This is a genomic window from Cohnella sp. GCM10027633, from assembly GCF_042675445.1.
In the GTDB taxonomy this organism is placed as follows: Bacteria; Bacillota; Bacilli; order Paenibacillales; family Paenibacillaceae; genus Cohnella.
Genome location: NZ_JBHTGV010000008.1, coordinates 75,454 through 92,907, shown reverse-complemented (window position 1 = coordinate 92,907; position 17,454 = coordinate 75,454). Strand labels below are relative to the sequence as shown.

At 59.8% G+C, this 17,454-nt stretch carries 13 protein-coding genes; 3 read left to right on the top strand and 10 right to left on the bottom strand.

Annotated elements, in window-relative coordinates:
* Positions 1-55 precede the first annotated feature (55 nt).
* The 3 genes from ACFQZG_RS18255 to ACFQZG_RS18245 form a co-directional block, all read right to left on the bottom strand.
* The gene (locus ACFQZG_RS18255; protein WP_378155062.1) at positions 56-787 is read right to left on the bottom strand and encodes a response regulator transcription factor; all 732 of its coding nucleotides are present in this window, start codon (positions 785-787) and stop codon (positions 56-58) included.
* Positions 788-917: 130 nt separating this feature from the next.
* The gene (pnpS, locus tag ACFQZG_RS18250; protein ID WP_378155060.1) at positions 918-2,720 is read right to left on the bottom strand and encodes a two-component system histidine kinase PnpS; all 1,803 of its coding nucleotides are present in this window, start codon (positions 2,718-2,720) and stop codon (positions 918-920) included.
* A 51-nt stretch (positions 2,721-2,771) separates the two neighbouring features.
* Entirely contained in the window at positions 2,772-4,322 is a 1,551-nt protein-coding gene (locus tag ACFQZG_RS18245; protein ID WP_378155058.1) for a fumarate hydratase, read from the bottom strand.
* Positions 4,323-4,424: 102 nt separating this feature from the next.
* Between ACFQZG_RS18245 and yfbR the strand changes: the two genes are divergently transcribed.
* Positions 4,425-5,012: a 5'-deoxynucleotidase gene (gene yfbR / locus ACFQZG_RS18240; protein WP_378155056.1), complete on the top strand. Its 588-nt coding sequence runs from the start codon at positions 4,425-4,427 to the stop codon at positions 5,010-5,012.
* A gap of 96 nt (positions 5,013-5,108) precedes the next feature.
* Here yfbR and ACFQZG_RS18235 read toward each other — a convergent pair whose 3' ends face one another.
* From ACFQZG_RS18235 to citZ, 6 genes are all read right to left on the bottom strand, one after another.
* A complete protein-coding gene (locus ACFQZG_RS18235; RefSeq protein WP_378155054.1) occupies positions 5,109-6,257 on the bottom strand; it encodes a glycerate kinase in 1,149 nt (382 codons plus the stop codon).
* Positions 6,258-6,282: 25 nt separating this feature from the next.
* Positions 6,283-7,479 carry an MDR family MFS transporter gene (locus ACFQZG_RS18230; RefSeq protein WP_378155053.1) on the bottom strand — a complete coding sequence of 399 codons (1,197 nt, stop codon included), beginning with the start codon at positions 7,477-7,479 and terminating at the stop codon, positions 6,283-6,285.
* An 80-nt stretch (positions 7,480-7,559) separates the two neighbouring features.
* Complete coding sequence (locus ACFQZG_RS18225; protein ID WP_378155051.1) at positions 7,560-7,997, bottom strand: hypothetical protein; 438 nt, start codon at positions 7,995-7,997, stop codon at positions 7,560-7,562.
* 156 nt (positions 7,998-8,153) lie between these two features.
* Positions 8,154-9,098, bottom strand: coding sequence for a malate dehydrogenase (mdh, locus tag ACFQZG_RS18220; protein ID WP_378155049.1), 945 nt, complete (start codon positions 9,096-9,098; stop codon positions 8,154-8,156).
* A gap of 536 nt (positions 9,099-9,634) precedes the next feature.
* Positions 9,635-10,927: an NADP-dependent isocitrate dehydrogenase gene (gene icd / locus ACFQZG_RS18215; RefSeq protein WP_378155048.1), complete on the bottom strand. Its 1,293-nt coding sequence runs from the start codon at positions 10,925-10,927 to the stop codon at positions 9,635-9,637.
* 137 nt (positions 10,928-11,064) lie between these two features.
* Positions 11,065-12,180: a citrate synthase gene (gene citZ, locus ACFQZG_RS18210; RefSeq protein ID WP_378155046.1), complete on the bottom strand. Its 1,116-nt coding sequence runs from the start codon at positions 12,178-12,180 to the stop codon at positions 11,065-11,067.
* 295 nt (positions 12,181-12,475) lie between these two features.
* Between citZ and ACFQZG_RS18205 the strand changes: the two genes are divergently transcribed.
* A complete protein-coding gene (locus ACFQZG_RS18205; RefSeq protein WP_378155045.1) occupies positions 12,476-14,011 on the top strand; it encodes a Ppx/GppA phosphatase family protein in 1,536 nt (511 codons plus the stop codon).
* Between the two features lie 31 nt (positions 14,012-14,042).
* Here the strand turns inward: ACFQZG_RS18205 and ppk1 are convergent, their stop codons facing one another.
* A complete protein-coding gene (gene ppk1, locus ACFQZG_RS18200) occupies positions 14,043-16,121 on the bottom strand; it encodes a polyphosphate kinase 1 (protein WP_378155043.1) in 2,079 nt (692 codons plus the stop codon).
* Positions 16,122-16,333: 212 nt separating this feature from the next.
* On the opposite strand from ppk1, the gene ytvI reads away from it, so the two are divergent.
* Positions 16,334-17,449: a sporulation integral membrane protein YtvI gene (gene ytvI / locus ACFQZG_RS18195; RefSeq protein ID WP_378155041.1), complete on the top strand. Its 1,116-nt coding sequence runs from the start codon at positions 16,334-16,336 to the stop codon at positions 17,447-17,449.
* Positions 17,450-17,454: the final 5 nt, after the last annotated feature.

The window sequence follows — 17,454 nt, the reverse complement described above, 5'->3', positions numbered from 1 at the left end:
CCCACAATGTACCACATGGAAGGAGGCTTAGAAAACCATAAAAAAGCTCTCCGCCTTACCGGCCGGAAGAGCTTGTTTTGCGATTGATGTATAGCTTGTAGCCTACGCCGCGAATCGATTCGATCTGCACCGTCTGCTGGTTCAATTCGAGCTTCTTGCGCAGCGAACTGACGTGCACGTCGACGGTACGCTGACCGCCGATATAGTCGAAGCCCCACACGACGTTCATCAGATCGTCGCGCGTGATGACGATGCCCGGCCGTTCGGCCAAATACAGTAGCACCTCGAATTCCTTCGGCCGCAGCGTGATCCATTGGCCGTTCAGGAACACTTCGTACTTATCCGGATAGATTTGCAAATCTCCGAGCGTAATGACTTTCTCTCCGCCCGTCGTCTTGGAGACGGGCTTGCCGTCGTCGTTGCGCGACCGGCGCAGCACCGCGGACGTTCGCGCGAGCAGCTCCGCCACGCCGAACGGCTTCGTGATATAATCATCCGCGCCGAGCTTCAAGCCCTGCACGACTTCCTCTTCCGCGTTGCGCGCCGTCAGGATGATGACCGGCGTCTTCACGCCGTTCTGGCGCAGCTTCTGCAGCACCTCGAACCCGTTCATTCCCGGCAGCATGACGTCCAGGAAGATGACCGCGTACGTCTCGTGTATCGCCCGGTGCAGCCCCTCCGCGCCGTTGCCGACGACTTCCGTCTCGTAGCCTTCTTGAGACAGGTTATACGTAACGAGGCGCGCTAGCGTTGGCTCGTCTTCAATGATCAACACTTTGTCCGACATGAGTCCCCCCGCTCTTGCAGGCTCGCCCCGCAATTTGCACTTGCGCTATATGTTATTTTTATCATAGCCATGTAAACGGAACTTCATGATTGTATTAACGGAATGTAAAAACGTTAAACGCAACGTCAACTCACTCCTGCACGATCGGAAGTTCCATGATGAATTGCGAACCGACGCCGACCGTGCTCTCCACGCGGATCGTCCCGTGATGCAGCTCGACGAGATGCTTGACGATCGACAGGCCGAGTCCCGTTCCGCCGGAGCTGCGGGAGCGCGCCTTGTCGACGCGGTAGAACCGTTCGAAGATGCGCTGGATGTCCTTCTTCGGAATGCCGATGCCGGTATCCGACACCGTAATCCGCACCTTGTCCGCCTCTTCGCCGTCTTCTCCCGCCACGAATTCCGCCCGCACCTTCACCTTGCCGCCTTCGGGCGAATAGTTGATGCCGTTCTGCATCAAGTTCATGACGATCTGGCCGAGACGGTCCTCGTCCGCTTCGAGGAACAGCTCCGGCTCCGATTGCACGTCGAGCGTGATCTCCTTCTTCGTCGCGTCCGCCGACAGCAGCTCGGTCATGCGATCGAGGAACTGCGGCAGATCGATCGGGGAGAATTGCAGCGGCGAACGGCGCGACTCGATCTTGGACAGCTCCAGGATGTCGCCGATGAGCCGGTTGAGACGGTCGCTCTCCTCGTAGATGATCGTGAGGAACGACTTGGCCGTCTCCCGATCGTCCATCGCCCCGGACAGCAGCGTCTCCGCGAACCCCTTGACGGCGGCGACGGGCGTCTTCAATTCGTGCGAGACGTTCGCGACGAATTCGCTTCGCATGTTCTCCAGCCTGCGGATCGCGGTCACGTCCTGCAAGACGAGCAGCAGCCCCGGCTCCTCTTCCCCGCTCATCGTCATCGGGACGAGTCCGATCTCGAGAAGCCTCTCCTCCGGGTAATAGACCGTCAGCTCTTCATGAACCATATCCGGATTGGTGAGCCCGTTGCGAACGAGCGCAAGCAATTCGTAATGGTAGCGGATTTCCGTATAGCTCCGCCCGACGCGCTCGCGCGCCGTGCTGCCGAGCAGTTGCTCGGCCTTCCGGTTATACAGCGTTATGCGTCCGTCGTGGCCGATCATGACGACGCCGCTCGTCATGTTGTCGAGGACGCTTTGCAGCCTTGCGCCGTTCTGGCCGATCTCGTCAAGCTGGCCTTGCAAGCTTCCCGCCATCGCGTTGAGCGCGCGCGCGAGCTCTCCGATCTCGTCGCGTCCGCCATCGGGCACGCGGATTCCATAGTCCATGTTGGCGATCCGTTTCGCGACGGCCGTCATTTTCTCGAGCGGTCTCGTGACGCTAAGCGCGACGCGATAGCTGACGATCGCTGCCAGCGCGAACAGCAGGAACAAGCTGAAGACGAGCGCCAGCCACATCCGGTTCAAGCTGCCCTCGACGTCGTCCAAGCTCATGGCCAGACGAATGACGCCGACGTTGCCGGACGCATCGCCGGCAGTCATCGTCGTCGCGACGTACAGCATGTTCATGTGCAGCGTGTCGCTGTATCGGGTGCTGCTGCCCGTTCCGGACGCCAGCGCTTCCTTGACCTCTTCCCGGTTCAGATGGTTGTCCATCGTCTCGGGGAGATGATCCGAATCGCCCATGACGAAGCCGTCGGCGCGAATATAAGTGACGCGCATGCCTGCGATTTCCTTGAAGCGCTGCGCTTGCTGCTGCAAGTAGGCGCCCTGGGCGGACTCGTCGCCTTCCGCGGGCCATGGTGCGGTGGCGTCCAATACGCGAAGCTCCCGGATCATATGGTCCGTCAGCTCGGATTGATGGTTCTTCTGATACGTGTTGCCCGTCAAGATGCCCGCGGCGAGCACGGAGAGCCCGATCAAGAGCATGAATAGCGCGGTAAGCTTCCAGCGGAATTTAGACATGGCTTGCTTGCTGCTCCTTCGGCGCGGGCGGCATGCGCCGCCGCTTCGCGATTAGACGAATACCGGATCCTTGAATTGCGCGAGCTTTTCTTTGGAATCTTTGTCCACGTCGGCATGCAAGCTGTTGCCGTGCGCGTCCATCGTGACGATCGCCGCGAAGCCTTCGACCTGCAGATGCCACATCGCCTCCGGAATGCCGAACTCCATGAAGTCGACGCCGTTGACGTTCTTGATGCATTGCGCGTAATATTGCGCCGCTCCGCCGACCGCGTTCAAGTAGACGCCGCCGTGCTCTTGAAGCGCCTTGAGCGTCTTCGGTCCCATGCCGCCTTTGCCGATGACGGCGCGAATGCCGAACTTGCGCATAATATCGCCTTGGTAAGGCTCCTCGCGAATGCTCGTCGTCGGGCCTGCCGCTTTGACGTGCCAGCCCTCCTCGTCTTTGAGCATGACCGGTCCGCAGTGATAGATTACCCCGCCGTTCAGGTCGATCGGCGCGTCGTGATCCATGAGGTGCTTATGCAGCGCGTCGCGGCCGGTGTGCATCTCGCCGTTCAGGATGACGACGTCGCCGACCTTGAGGCCGCGCACGTCCTCTTCGGAGAGCGGCATCTGCAGCACGATCTCGCGCCGTTCGGACGTCTCCGCGATATCGGCGGTCGTCTCGGCGTCGGATGGCGCCTGCGCGTTCATCGGTACCGCCGAACCGCCTTCGTACACCCAGCTCTTGATCTCGTGCGTCGTACCGTCGAGCACGACGCCTTGGCGGCGGTATGCCCAGCAGTTGTAAGCGACGGACACGAAGAAGCTCGCGGGCAGGCGGTTGTTCACGCCGACTTTGCAGCCAAGCAGCGTCACGTTGCCGCCGAAGCCCATCGTGCCGATGCCGAGCTGGTTCGCTTTGTCCAGAATATAGTCCTCGAGCTGCGCCAGCTCGGGGATCGGATTCACGTCTTCGATATGGCGGAACAGCTGCTGCTTCGCCAGCTCGTAGCCGGTCGTCCGGTCGCCGCCGATGCCGACGCCGATGAAGCCCGCGCTGCAGCCTTGGCCTTGCGCTTGGTAGACGGCGTGAAGCACGCATTTGCGGATGCCGTCGAGGTCGCGTCCGGCTTTGCCGAGCCCTTCGATCTCGCAAGGCAGGCTGTACTGAATGTTCTTATTCTCGCAGCCGCCGCCCTTCAGGATGAGGCGCACGTCGACTTCGTCCTTCTCCCACTGCTCGAAGTGGATGACCGGCGTGCCCGGACCGAGGTTGTCTCCCGTGTTGCCGCCCGTCAGCGAATCAACGGAGTTCGTGCGAAGCTTGCCGTCCTTCGTCGCTCTCGCGATCGCTTCGCGGATCTCCCTGCGCATGACGATCTGGTTCGCGCCGACCGGCGTATGCACGACGAACGTCGGCATGCCCGTATCTTGGCAGATCGGGGATACGTTGCACTCCGCCATCTCGATGTTCTGCGCGATCGTCGTCAGGGACAAGCCCGCGCGCGTCGCTTGGTCTTCCTTCTCCCTCGCCGCGGCGATCGTGCGGCGCACGTCGGCGGGAAGGTTCGTGGACGTTTCGACGATAAGTTTATAAATGCTCTGTTCGAAAATAGACATTAGGGGTGAAACTCTCCTCTCTAGTCGTTGCTTCTCTGTAAGAATATAATAGCATATAGATGCGGTATCGCCGAGCATTACGAGCAAAGGAGCTTGCCCGCCATGAACCATTATCTCGCCTATTTATATCGGCTGCAACATATCGAGCGCTGGAGCCTCATGAGGAACACAACGTCGGAGAACGTCGCCGAGCACTCGTTCCATGTTGCGTTGCTCGCCCATTCTCTAGGGACGATTGCGCGGGAAATATTCAAGCGCGACGTCAATCCAGACGAGATCGCCTCGTACGCGCTGTTCCATGACGCGACGGAAGTGTTCACGGGCGATATTCCGACGCCGGTGAAGCACCACAATCCGCGTATACTCGCGAATTTCCGCGAGATCGAGAATTTGGCCGCGGAACGGCTCATCTCGACCGTACCGCCCGAGCTGCGGCATGCGTACGAACCGCTATTCGCCCGCAAACCGGCCAAGCCGGAGCATGCCGAGCTGCTGAAGGCGGCGGACTTGCTCGATGCGTACTTGAAATGCATCAGCGAGACGTCCGCCGGCAACAAGGAGTTCGCGACGGCCCGACGTCAGAGCGAGGAGAAGCTGCGCAAGCTCGACCTGCCCGAGGTCGAATGGTTCTTGACTCACCTCGCGCCGAGCTTTGAACGCAATATCGACGAGTTGGCTGAGGAAGATTGAAGGGAGGGGCGGCATAAGCCGCTCTAACTCCTACGTAACCTCGAGAATACGCAAAGAGCCCGGCATCCGCCGGGCTCTGGTCGTTTACATCCGCGATCATCGGCTTTCCATTCGCCCGCCCAGCCGCACGAGCCGCATCAACTGCTCCGTCCGATCGCGCGTCCACTCGTACGCATGGGCGACCGCTTCGCTAAGCTCGCACGGCCCGCCTACGATCGACATCGCCCCGGCCAAGCCGAGCGCGTCCATGTCCCGAGCGGTCAGCGATACGGAGCCGCATAGCGCCACGACCGGCACGCCTTGCTTGGCCGCCCTGGCGCATACGCCCGAGACGACTTTGCCGGACTCCGTCTGCGCGTCCAGCCGCCCCTCGCCGGTGATGACGAGGTCCGCTCCGGCGATACGCTCGTCGAACCCGTATCTATCCGCCAACATGTCGAACCCCGGCCGCAGCTTCGCTCCGAGCAACGCCATCGCGCCCGCGCCTGCTCCTCCCGCAGCGCCCGCGCCGGGCACGTCGGCGATGTCGACGCCCAATTGCCCGCGGACGACTTCCGCGAACGTCGCGAGCGCCGCATCCAGCGTCGCGACATCCGCCTCCGACGCGCCCTTCTGCGGCCCGAATACGCGCGAAGCGCCCGTCTCGCCGCATAGCGGATTCCGAACGTCGGTGATGCACGTTATCGTCGTCTCGGCTATCCGGGAATCGATAGCGGACGCGTCGATCGTCTTCAACGCCCCGAGCGAACCACCCCCGTCTAGCAACGGATCGCCGTTCTCGTCCAAGAAACGAACGCCGAGCGCCCGCAGCATTCCCGTACCGGCATCGTTCGTCCCGCTTCCGCCGAGACCCAGCAGGATGTTCCGGTACCCTTCGTCCAAGCACCGCGAGATCAACTGCCCCGTGCCGTACGTGGAAGCGATCAGCGGATTCCGCTCCGCGCCCGCCAGCAACGGCAGCCCCGACGCTTGCGCCAGTTCGACGACGGCGGTTCGGCCGTCCGCAAGCACGCCGTACGAAGCCTTGACGTCTCTACCGATCGGATCGCGAACGACGGCTTCCCTTACGGTACCGCCTTGCGCGAACACCAGGCTCTCGATCGCCCCTTCTCCGCCGTCTGCCATCGGCAGGTGGAACACCTCGGCCCCGCGAATAACATTTTTTATACCTTCTTCGATCGCCTGACAGACTTGTTTGGCGGATAACGACCCTTTGAATGAATCAGGAGCTACGACAATGCGCACGCGATTTTCCCCCGACAACGACAGTTTAGGATGTAATTCCTTTGACGACCCGATATTGCAAATAACCGGCCGCGACTAGCATGAAAGCCAATACCGTGAACAACGTCTCCCCGTTCGTCGCGGTCAGCAGCCAACCTCCGAGCAGCGGACCGAGCGCCCGGGAGAGCAAGTTGACCGCCCCGTTCACCGAGAAATAGAACCCGCGCTGCTCGGGGGGCGCCATGACGGACAACGTCTTCTGGTAGTGCGGACCGAACAGCATCTCGCCGATCGTGAAGACGAACTCCGCCACGAACAGAAGCACCACGACGTCCGCGTACCCGTAACCGAGCGCCACGACCGCAAGCAGCACGTTCGCGAGTCCGATGACGATCCGCGACGGCACGTTCTCGCTCTTGCGCGCGATCCAAATTTGCAGGGCGATGACCATCAATCCGTTGAAGGTGAGCAGCGCCGCGAAGATCGGCTTATAATCGTCGAATGACGTCTGCAGGTGGAGCGGCAGCGTCGTCTCGGTCTGACCGTATAGCAACCCGACCGGCAGGCTGAGCAACGTCAGTAGTATGAGCGGCTTATGGTTCGCCCAGGAAAATTTCACCTTGCTGCTCGCTTGATGCCGTCGGCCGCCGCCCGTAAGCGAAGGTGCCGTCTCGCTCAGCTTGAACGCGACGAGCAGCCCGTAGAGCAAGAATGCGAGAGCGGACGCCAGGAATACGGCCGATGCGTCCCATTGGAACATGAACAAGCCGATAGCCGGCCCGACCGCCGCTCCGACATTGAACGCCGTATGCATGAGGGCGAACACTTCGGCGCGTCTTTCTTCCGGTACCATGTCGGTAATCTGCGCGTTCGCCGCCGGCATGAACAACGCCGATCCGATGCCGTTGACGATGGAACAACCCGCGTACTGCCACACGTCGTCCGCGAATACATAGCCGAACATGCTTAGCATCTGGAGCATAAGCGCCGCGAACATGATCGGCTTGCGCCCGTATCGGTCGCTTAACCCGCCGCCCGTCCAACTGACGATCATGCCGCACAGCGGCTGCAACGCGACGATCAGCATCGGCAGCATGACCGAACCTTCGGTTCGGTCGAACAAATACAAGACGAGAAAAGGACGAATCATGAATCCCGTAATCGTCGATAATGCGGTACCGATTACCCGAATCCAGATTCCTGCGTCATAACGGCCGATCATCTGTCTGAGCTTGTTAGTCATGCCAACCATTATAGCATAGCGATTTTAGACAGAAGTAAGTAAAAACCCCCGCTCGGGAGAGCGAGGGTCGGCGCTTGCCGTTAGGCCGCGAACCATGGATTTTTCATGAACCAGAGCACGAACAGGAACAGGACGAAAATAATCGCGCTGAACGATTGCACTTTCGAGATCGAGCCGCTCGCGTTCTGCGCGCTGGCCGATGCCGTCACAATCCGCTTTAACGGTCCTTGCGCGATGCCCGTAAGCGCGCCGATCGCCAAGAACAGTACGCTGACCGTTACGATCCAAGATACGGCGTAATCGCCCGCTTCTCCGTTAGTAAGCAAATAGCCGCCCGTAATGAGCTGAAGCACGAGCGCGTATTGGCCGAACCGTCCCGCGGATACGAGACCGCTCGCGAAGCCTTCCTGCGCGGCTCCGGACAGTTGCTTGAACTTGCCGACGATGAATGGCAGTATCGCGTAAATGCCCATTCCGACCGCTCCGACGACATGCAAAAATATCATCACTTTGTACACGATAATCCCTCCATTAGATAGACGAACAAGACAAGCTTAGTATACACAATTTTGGTAACGAACAAAACCGTCTCGCCTCAATGCTCATCGAACTGTCACCAATTGCGGACGTCAAAAAGAGCCCATGCGGGCTCTCAATGGAAAATCGCATCCGTTCTATGCGTTATCGACGATTCGAATGACGGCGCGAACCGATTCCGCCGACTTCTCGAGCGCGGCCGTCTCTTCGTCGGTCAAGTCGATCTCGATGATTCTCTCGATACCGTCTCCGCCGAGCACGGCGAGCACGCCGATGAACAGGTCGTTATAGCCATACTCGCCTTGAAGCAGCGCGATGACCGGCAATATCCGTTTCTTGTCCTTCAGGATCGCTTCCGTCATCTGCACGAGAGAAGCCGCCGGCGCGTAATACGCGCTGCCGTTGCCCAGGAGGCCGACGATCTCCCCGCCGCCGACGCGCGTCCGGGCGACGATCGCGTCGATCTGGTCTTTCGGAAGCAGCTTCTCGACGGGAATGCCGCCGATCGTCGTGTAACGCACGAGCGGTACCATGTCGTCGCCGTGGCCGCCGAGAACGACGCCGCGCACGTCTTCTACCGACACGTTAAGCGCCTGCGCCAGGAACGTATTGTAGCGTGCCGTATCGAGGACTCCCGACTGGCCGATCACGCGGTTCTTCGGAAACCCGAGCGCCTTGTTCGCGACGTAAGTCATCGCGTCTACCGGATTGGACAGGATGATGACGTAAGCGTTCGGGCTCGTCGCCTTCACGTTCTCGCATACCGACTTCACGATTCCCGCGTTCGTGTTCACGAGATCGTCCCGGCTCATTCCCGGCTTCCGGGCGATGCCCGCCGTAATGATGACGACGTCCGAGTCCGCCGAATCTCCATAGTCGGCCGTACCGACGATTCGGGAATCGATTCCTTGCACCGGCGTCGACTCCAGCATGTCGAGCGCCTTGCCTTTCGTAGGGTTCTCCAACTGCGGGATGTCGAGCAGCACGACGTCCCCCAGCTCCTTCTGCGCCAGCATGAGCGCCGTAGTCGCTCCGGTGAAGCCGGCTCCCACGACCGTAATCTTCGCTCTCTTCATCGCCACGGGCAATCCCTCCTAATTATTAATTCTCTCTCCAGACCCCGTGCAGCAGGTCAAGGGGCTCCGCACAGCAAGACGGACATCTCTATTCTTAATATACCGCTCCATGTCCCCATACAATCCTTCCCTACGAAAAAAAACAGCCCATTTCGCCGAATCCCGTACAAGTACGAATCCGACAAAAATGAACTGTTAATGAACTGTTCTTTACCCGTCGCCGCGAAAAGCAGGCGACAGCGCGCCGCACAGCGAGGCGCAAAAAGCACTTCCCGTAGCCAGGCCATGCCGGCGTAGGGTCCGCCGCGCAGCAAGGCGGAGCCCTTCCTCGCAGTAAAGCCTTTTCCGCAGGTTGCCGAAGAGCTTCGGCAACCCTCGGAAAACGCGACCCCCACCACGAGCCCCACACCCCTACTCCGCACCACCGATCCTGCGAGGAACCGGGGCGGGTGTCCAGAGGGCGGCAGCCCTTGGGGTCCCCCTTCCGGGGAAGGGGGATTTAGGGGGATGGCGAAAACTGGGGGTCGAAGGGGGAATCCCCCTTACATATTGGCGATTACATTATCAGCAAACGCCGAGCACTTCACTTCTTGAGCGCCTTCCATCAGGCGAGCGAAGTCGTACGTAACGATCTTTTGGTTGATCGACGTTTCCAAGCCTTTGTAGATCAGCTCGGCGGCTTCGAGCCAGCCGAGGTGCTCGAGCATCATAACGCCGGACAGGATAACGGAGCCCGGGTTCACGACGTCTTTGTCGGCGTACTTAGGAGCCGTGCCGTGCGTCGCTTCGAAGATCGCGTGGCCCGTCGCGTAGTTGATGTTCGCGCCCGGAGCGATGCCGATGCCGCCGACTTGCGCGGCAAGCGCGTCGGACAGGTAGTCGCCGTTCAAGTTCAACGTCGCGATGACGTCGAAGTCGGTCGGACGAGTCAGTACTTGTTGAAGCGCGATGTCGGCGATCGCGTCCTTCACGAGGATTTTGCCGGAATCGAGAGCCGCTTTCTGAGCCGCGTTAGCCGCTTCTTCGCCCTTCTCGGCTTTAATGGCGTCGTATTGGCCCCACGTGAACGTTTGGGCGGCGAATTCTTGCTCCGCGACTTCGTAGCCCCAGTTCTTGAACGCGCCTTCCGTGTATTTCATGATGTTGCCTTTATGAACGAGCGTTACGGATTTGCGGTTGTGCTTGATCGCGTATTCGATCGCCGCGCGAACGAGACGCTTGGAACCTTCGGACGATACGGGCTTGATGCCGATGCCGGACGTTTCCGGGAAGCGGATCTTGTTAACGCCCATTTCGTTCTTCAGGAACTCGAGCACTTTCTTAACCGCGTCGGTGCCTGCTTGATACTCGATGCCCGCATAGATGTCTTCCGTGTTCTCGCGGAAGATGACCATGTCGACGAGCTCCGGACGTTTAACCGGGGAAGGCACGCCGTCGAAGTAGCGAACCGGACGCAAGCAAGTGTACAGGTCGAGCTCTTGGCGAAGCGCTACGTTCAAGGAACGGATACCGCCGCCGATCGGCGTCGTCAACGGACCTTTGATCGCGATGATCAGCTCGCGGATGGCCGTAAGCGTATCGTTAGGCAGCCACTCGCCGTAAGTATTGTAAGCTTTTTCGCCGGCGAACACTTCGTACCAAGCGATCGTTTTCTCGCCTTTGTACGCCTTCTCTACGGCTGCGTCAAGAACGCGCTTGGACGCTTTCCAGATGTCGCGGCCCGTGCCGTCGCCTTCGATGAAGGGAATGATCGGGTTGTTAGGAACGTTAAGAACGCCGTTGTCTACCGTAATCGGCGTGCCGGACGTAGGTGCTGCGAATTTTTCGAGTTGCATGGGGTTAGCCTCCAGATTCATTTGAATATCGTAGTATGACGCGATTCGCCGTCGGCGAACCGCAAGTTCGCAACAAACCGGCGCGCCGCGCTTCCCTCTGCCGAAGGAGGCGGCCCGCCGGTCCGCGCTATCGTTCGTTAACCGCGCTTGCCGACCGGAACGTAATGTTGGCCGATAGGTCCGACGTATTCCGCGCGAGGGCGGATCAGACGGTTGTCTTCGTATTGCTCGAGAATGTGGGCGGTCCAACCGGACACGCGGCTGATCGCGAAGATCGGCGTGAACAGGTCGCGCGGAATGCCCAGCATCGTATAGCAGGACGCGGAGTAGAAGTCGACGTTCGGCTTGAGGCCCTTCTGGCCGGTTACGAGATCTTCGATCTTCACCGACATCTCGTACAGCGTCATGTCTCCCTTCAGCTCGCCGAGCTGGCGGGACATCTGCATCAGATGCTTCGCGCGAGGATCGCCGTTCTTGTATACGCGGTGGCCGAAGCCCATGACCTTCTCTTTGTTGTTCAGCTTGTTCTGGATATACGGTTCCACGTTAGCCAAGGAGCCGATATCGTCGAGCATGACCATGACCGCTTCGTTGGCGCCGCCGTGCAGCGGGCCTTTGAGGGCGCCGATCGCGGACGTTACGCCGGAATAGATGTCCGACAGCGTCGCGACCGTGACGCGAGCGGCGAACGTCGAAGCGTTCAGCTCGTGGTCGGCGTGCAGAACGAGCGCCTTGTCCATCGCTTCGATCGCGACGGCCGCAGGTTCTTCGCCGGTCAGCATATACAGGAAGTTATGCGCGATGCCCACGCCTTGCTTCGGCGCGATCGGCTCTTTGCCTTCGCGGATGCGCGCGTAAGCGGCAACGACCGTCGGCAGCTGCGCTTGCAGCTTGATCGCTTTGCTTATATTGGCTTCGCGGCTCATATCGTTCGCGGAGCCGTCGTATAGCGCCAGGCTCGACACGGCCGTTCTGAGCGCCGCCATCGAATTGCTGCCTTTCGGATACAGGCGCAGACCCGCGATGACTTCGGCCGGCACGGCCGCTTGTTCGCCAAGCTGGGCGACGAGCCCGTCCAGTTGCTGCTTCGTCGGGAGCTGCCCGTACCAGAGCAAATACGCGACTTCTTCGAAAGAAGCCTGTTCCGCCAGTTCGTCGATGTTAATGCCGCGGTAAGTGAGGACGCCGTCGATGATCGAGCTGATCGACGATGCCGCCGCGACGATTCCTTCCAAGCCTTTCGTTGCCGTCATGTTCATCTCTCCTTTATCCAAAAAATGCAAGACAACCGGACGGGGGAAATCCCCTTCCGATTGGCCTCAAGATCGCCTGTGCGCGAGCAGGAAGGTTCTTCCGCTCAATAATCCACGCAAACTACGAATTACTTCACATTTTTTGACCTTTTTTAATGATAATCGATTTTTACAGCGAATGGAACCGATCCTGACATAGAATTGTTTTATCGCGACCATAAAGGTTCTTTTGCCAAGCCCGCATCCGATGGTACAATAATGCGAAGATGTCCGTGCTCCAGGAGGAGACCGCAAGATGAATAATGATCGAATTACGGGAATAATCGATATCGGGTCGAACACCGTTCGGCTGGCCGTCTATCAACTGACGGAAGGCGGCGCGTACCGCGTCATCGACCAGGGACGCTGGGCGGCGCGATTGAGTCAACGGTTGAACGGGAACGGCGAGCTCGCCGAGGAAGCGATCGACGAGCTGGCCGAAGTGCTGCGCCATTATCGCCGCATCTGCCAGCTTCACGGCGCCAGCCGCATTCGCGCCGTCGCGACGGCGGCCGTTCGGCAATCTACCAATCGCGATCTCATCGTCGAGCGCTTAAGCGCGGCGACGGGGATAATCGTCGAAGTGCTGTCGGGGGAAGACGAGGCGCGCTACGGCAGCCAGGCCATGCTCAGCACGCTCGGCTTCGGCGACGGATTCGTCATCGATATCGGCGGCGGCAGCACGGAAGTCAGCCTGTTGCTGGACCGCAAAGTCGAATACGCCGTGTCGTTCCCGATCGGTTGCGTCAATACCGCGTCGCGGTTCGCGCTAGGCACGGGAGAAGTCCCTCCGTCCGTCCTTCACGACATTCAGCAGTTCGTAAGCCAGCAGCTAGTCAAGGAAGCTTGGATCGGCCGGCATCCCGGATTGCCGATCATCGGGCTCGGAGGCACCGTCCGCGCGCTCGCGAAGCTGCAGCAGCGCGTAACCGACTATCCGCTGCATCTGCTCCACGGTTACGAGCTAAGCGAAGCGGACGTCGTCGCTCGGCTCGACCAGTTGGCGGCCATTCCCCTCGACAAGCGGAAGAAGCTGCCCGGCTTGTCCAAAGACCGCGGAGACGTCATCGTTCCCGGGCTCGCCATATTGCTGGGCATTATCCGGCACGCCTCGGCATCCCGGCTCGTCGCTTGCGGCGCCGGGCTTCGGGACGGCCTGTTCTACGACACTTGCTTGCCGGCGTTCAAGCCTCTGTCCGCGGAGTCCGTTCTGCAAGAAAGCATTCGCAATTTGCAGGCTTTATATCCCACGGCTCCCGAAGATCACCTGAATCAAGTGCGCAAGCTGGCGCTAGCGTTATACGATTGGATTGGCGAGCGCTATCCGCTTCCGGCGGGAGCCCGCGTGATGCTGGAGACGGCGGCTCGGCTGTTCCGGATCGGCGCGACGATCGACTTCAACAACAGCGCGGAGCACACGTTCTACATGCTGCTGCATACCCATTGGAACGGACTGCCTCACCGCGAGATCGTGCTAACCGCCGCGATCGCCGCGTTCACGAGCTCCGGGCAGCTCAAGCGCAATTTGGCGCCTTACCGCGCGCTTCTAAGCGAAGGGGATATCGACCTCGCGACCCGGCTAGGCTCGCTGCTGCAACTGGCCGCCGCGCTCGATCGCAGCGAAGCCCAAGCGATCTCCGCGCTCGAACTCGACATCGTCGGCAACAAGCTGCAGCTCGTCGCGCATGCTCCGTTCCCGCTCCCCGTCGAACAGATGGAGACGGACGGCATGGCCAAGGAATTCAGAAAAACCTGGGGGCTCGCCCCCAAGCTTTTCGTCAAGCTCATCTAACGAATCGAACCTCGCAAGACCCGCAAAGCTTCTACAGCTCGATCTGCTTCCACGACCGCAGCTCCGCCGCCGCGAATTGGCTTCTCCGCGGAGCTTGGTCGGCCGGATCGACTCTCTCGTACGCCCCCATCGAAGTCAATTCCCTCGCCTTGACGTTATCCTTCAAGTTCAGCTCCAGCAAGTTCATAAGGCTGCCGCGAATCGCCGGATCGTTGACCGGGCAGAGCAGCTCGACGCGCCTGCTCAAGTTGCGAGTCATCCAATCCGCGCTCGAAATATACACTTCTTCCCGTCCGCCGCCGGCGAACGCGACGATCCGCGAATGCTCCAAGAACCGGTCCACGATGCTGACGACCCGGATGTTGTCGCTGGTGCCCGGCACGCCAGGACGCAAGCAGCATACCCCGCGCACGATCAGCTCGATCTTCACGCCGGCTTGAGACGCTTCGTATAGCTTGTCGATCATCGACTGGTTGGACAGCGAGTTCATCTTGGCCACGATCCGAGCCGGACGTCCCGCCTTCGCATGATCGATCTCGCGATCGATCAGCTCGAACAGCTTCGGCTTCAGCCCGTTCGGCGCCACGGCGAAGAACCTCCAGTCATGCGGCGTCGAATAGCCGGTCATCTCGTTGAACAAGGCGGAGGCGTCCGCTCCGATGCCAGGATCGCTCGTGAACAACCCCGCATCGGTGTACAATCTCGCCGTATTCTCGTTGTAGTTGCCCGTCCCCACGTGCACGTAACGGCGAAGAGTGCCCTCTTCCCGACGAACGACCAGCGTAATCTTCGCGTGCGTCTTCAGCCCGACCAAGCCGTATACGACGTGGCAGCCGGCGTTCTCGAGCTGACGCGCCCACGCGATGTTCCGCTCCTCGTCGAACCTCGCCTTCAGCTCCACGACGACGGTCACTTGCTTGCCCGCTTCGGCCGCTCCCGCAAGCGCCTGGATAAGCACCGAGTTAACGCTTACCCGATATAGCGTCATCTTAATCGCGAGGACCTCGGGATCCGACGCGGATTCGAGGATGAAGTCGTTGACCGCTTCGAACGACTCGTACGGATGATAGACGAGCACGTCCCGCTCCCGCAGCACGGTCAGAATGTCGTCCGCTTCCTCGAATTCGGCCGGGTACGAAGGCTCGACCTTCTCGTATTTCAGATGCTCGACGTTCGGCAGCATGCCGACGAACCGGGACAGGAATCCGAGGTCGAGCGGCCCGTCGATCTCGAGCGGCAAGTCTTCCTCCGTCAACTCCAGTTCGTCCTTCAAAAGCTCCAACGCGTGCGGATGCATTCCCTTCTCGACCTCGAGGCGAACCGGCAGACCGCGCTTGCGGCGGCGCAGCTCCTTCTCGATCTCTTGAAGCAAATCCTCCGCGCCTTCCTCGTTCACCGTCAAGTCCGAGTTGCGCGTCACGCGGAACGCATGGACCGCCTCCGTCGTATAGCCGCTGAACAGCAAGCGGATATGCTCCTTGAGCAGGTCTTCCAGCAGCACGTAACAGCTTTTGCGGCTATTCTTGTGCAGACGGACCGGGATGACGCGCGGCAAGATCGAAGGCACCTGCACGATCGCGCACACCGCGTTCTCTTCTTCCTCGCCTACATGGCCCTCGGGACGCAAGACGACGGCCAAGTATAGCTCCTTGCTGTGCACGAGAGGGAACGGACGGCTGATGTCTACCGCCATAGGCGTTAATACCGGATAGATGATTTCATGGAAGTGCGTCATCAGCACCGCCTTCTGTTCCTCCGACAGATCGGCGACGGTTGCAAGCTCGATTCCCTCGCGCTGTAATAAACGCAGCAGTTCGCGATACACTTTATATTGATGCCGCACCGTGCGGACGACTCTCTTCGATATCCGCTTCAGCAATCCTTGCGGCGTGTAGCCCGTGAAATCCGTTTTGCCGTAGCCCGCTTTGCGCAGGTCCTGCAGCCCCGCTACGCGAACGCTCATGAATTCGTCGAGGTTGCTGGATACGATCGACAAGAAGAACAATCTCTCCAAGAGCGGCGTGCTCGGATCTTCGGCTTCCTCCAGCACGCGACGATTGAACTCCAGCCAACTCAGATCGCGGTTAATGTATTTCTTGGCGCCGGACATCGTGGTTCCCCCTGTTCGTCATTCGACAACTGCTGTTCAAGCCCATTCCCCCATTATGTTAGCCGAATGTAAAGCGCACGTTAACGCTAGATCATGAGAACGTTAAATACGATCTCCCCTGTAACATATGAGCGAAGTTTAAGTCCTATAATGGCGAAATTCTCATTCGGGAATATCGCGAACGCCTCGACGAAGAGCGGGAGGAATTCGACATGGATCGTAAAATAACGGGCCGGCTCATGCGACTGCTGCTCGTCTTGGCCGTCGCCGGCGGCGGTGGTTGGCTGATCTGGAAGGCGCTTCCGCTCGTCTATCCGTTCCTGCTTGGCTGGCTGCTCGCGTACTTGCTCAATCCGCTTGTACGTTGGCTGCAGCGCAAAGCCCGGTTCCCTCGCTGGCTCGCGGTCACGGTCGTGCTGCTGCTGTTCGCCGTCGCCATGCTGACGCTGATCACGACGCTCGTCATGCGTCTCGCCGAGGAGGTCATGAACGTATCCGGCTCTCTGGAGCGGCTCGTCGCTTGGGTGGAGCAGTCGTACGACGACATTATCGCGCGTCCGGACATTCAGTCGCTCATCGACCGGATCAATCACTTCTACAACGAGAATCCGAACTATCAGGAGACGATCAACAACCGGATATCGGATACCGCGTCGCTCGTCACGGAGGCGGGCACGAACTTGATCAGCATGTTCCTGATGGGCATCGTCGGTTTCCTCTCCTCGTTGCCGACCGTCGCGATCATCGCGGTCGTCGTGCTGCTCGCCTCGTTCTTCATCGGCAAAGATTGGCACGACTACGTGCAACGGGGCAAAGAGTGGTTCCCTCCTTTGTTGCTAGGCAAAATCGCGCTCGTCTGGAAAGACCTGCGCCACGCCTTGTTCGGCTATATACGAGCGCAGTTCATCATGATCTCCATCACGACCGTCGTCGTCATCGTCGGATTGCTCGTCATCGGCGTACATAGCGCGATCACGATCGGCTTATTCATCGGCTTCGTCGACTTGCTGCCGTATCTCGGCGTCGGCGCGGTCATGATTCCGTGGCTCTCTTACGCTTTCCTGTCCGCCGACTGGCAGCTTGGAACCGGTCTATCGATTCTATACGGCATCGTGCTCGTCGCCCGGCAGTTCATCGAACCGAAGGTGCTCGCCTCGAGCGTCGGACTCGAAGCGCTGCCGACGTTGATCGCGATGTTCGTCGGGCTGCAGCTGTTCGGCATCTTCGGACTCATCATCGGGCCCGTCAGCTTCGTCGTCATTGCCGCCTGCCGAAGGGCTGGCGTATTCCGGGACATCGCCGCTTACATCCGATTCGGCGCAAGATGACGTCG

Coding starts and splice junctions, on each gene's coding strand:
- ACFQZG_RS18230 (WP_378155053.1), bottom strand. CDS start 7,479: ATGACTAACAAGCTCAGACAGATGATCGGCCGTTATGACGCAGGAATC.
- yfbR (WP_378155056.1), top strand. CDS start 4,425: ATGAACCATTATCTCGCCTATTTATATCGGCTGCAACATATCGAGCGC.
- pnpS (WP_378155060.1), bottom strand. CDS start 2,720: ATGTCTAAATTCCGCTGGAAGCTTACCGCGCTATTCATGCTCTTGATC.
- ppk1 (WP_378155043.1), bottom strand. CDS start 16,121: ATGTCCGGCGCCAAGAAATACATTAACCGCGATCTGAGTTGGCTGGAG.
- icd (WP_378155048.1), bottom strand. CDS start 10,927: ATGCAACTCGAAAAATTCGCAGCACCTACGTCCGGCACGCCGATTACG.
- citZ (WP_378155046.1), bottom strand. CDS start 12,180: ATGACGGCAACGAAAGGCTTGGAAGGAATCGTCGCGGCGGCATCGTCG.
- ACFQZG_RS18255 (WP_378155062.1), bottom strand. CDS start 787: ATGTCGGACAAAGTGTTGATCATTGAAGACGAGCCAACGCTAGCGCGC.
- ACFQZG_RS18205 (WP_378155045.1), top strand. CDS start 12,476: ATGAATAATGATCGAATTACGGGAATAATCGATATCGGGTCGAACACC.
- ytvI (WP_378155041.1), top strand. CDS start 16,334: ATGGATCGTAAAATAACGGGCCGGCTCATGCGACTGCTGCTCGTCTTG.
- ACFQZG_RS18245 (WP_378155058.1), bottom strand. CDS start 4,322: ATGTCTATTTTCGAACAGAGCATTTATAAACTTATCGTCGAAACGTCC.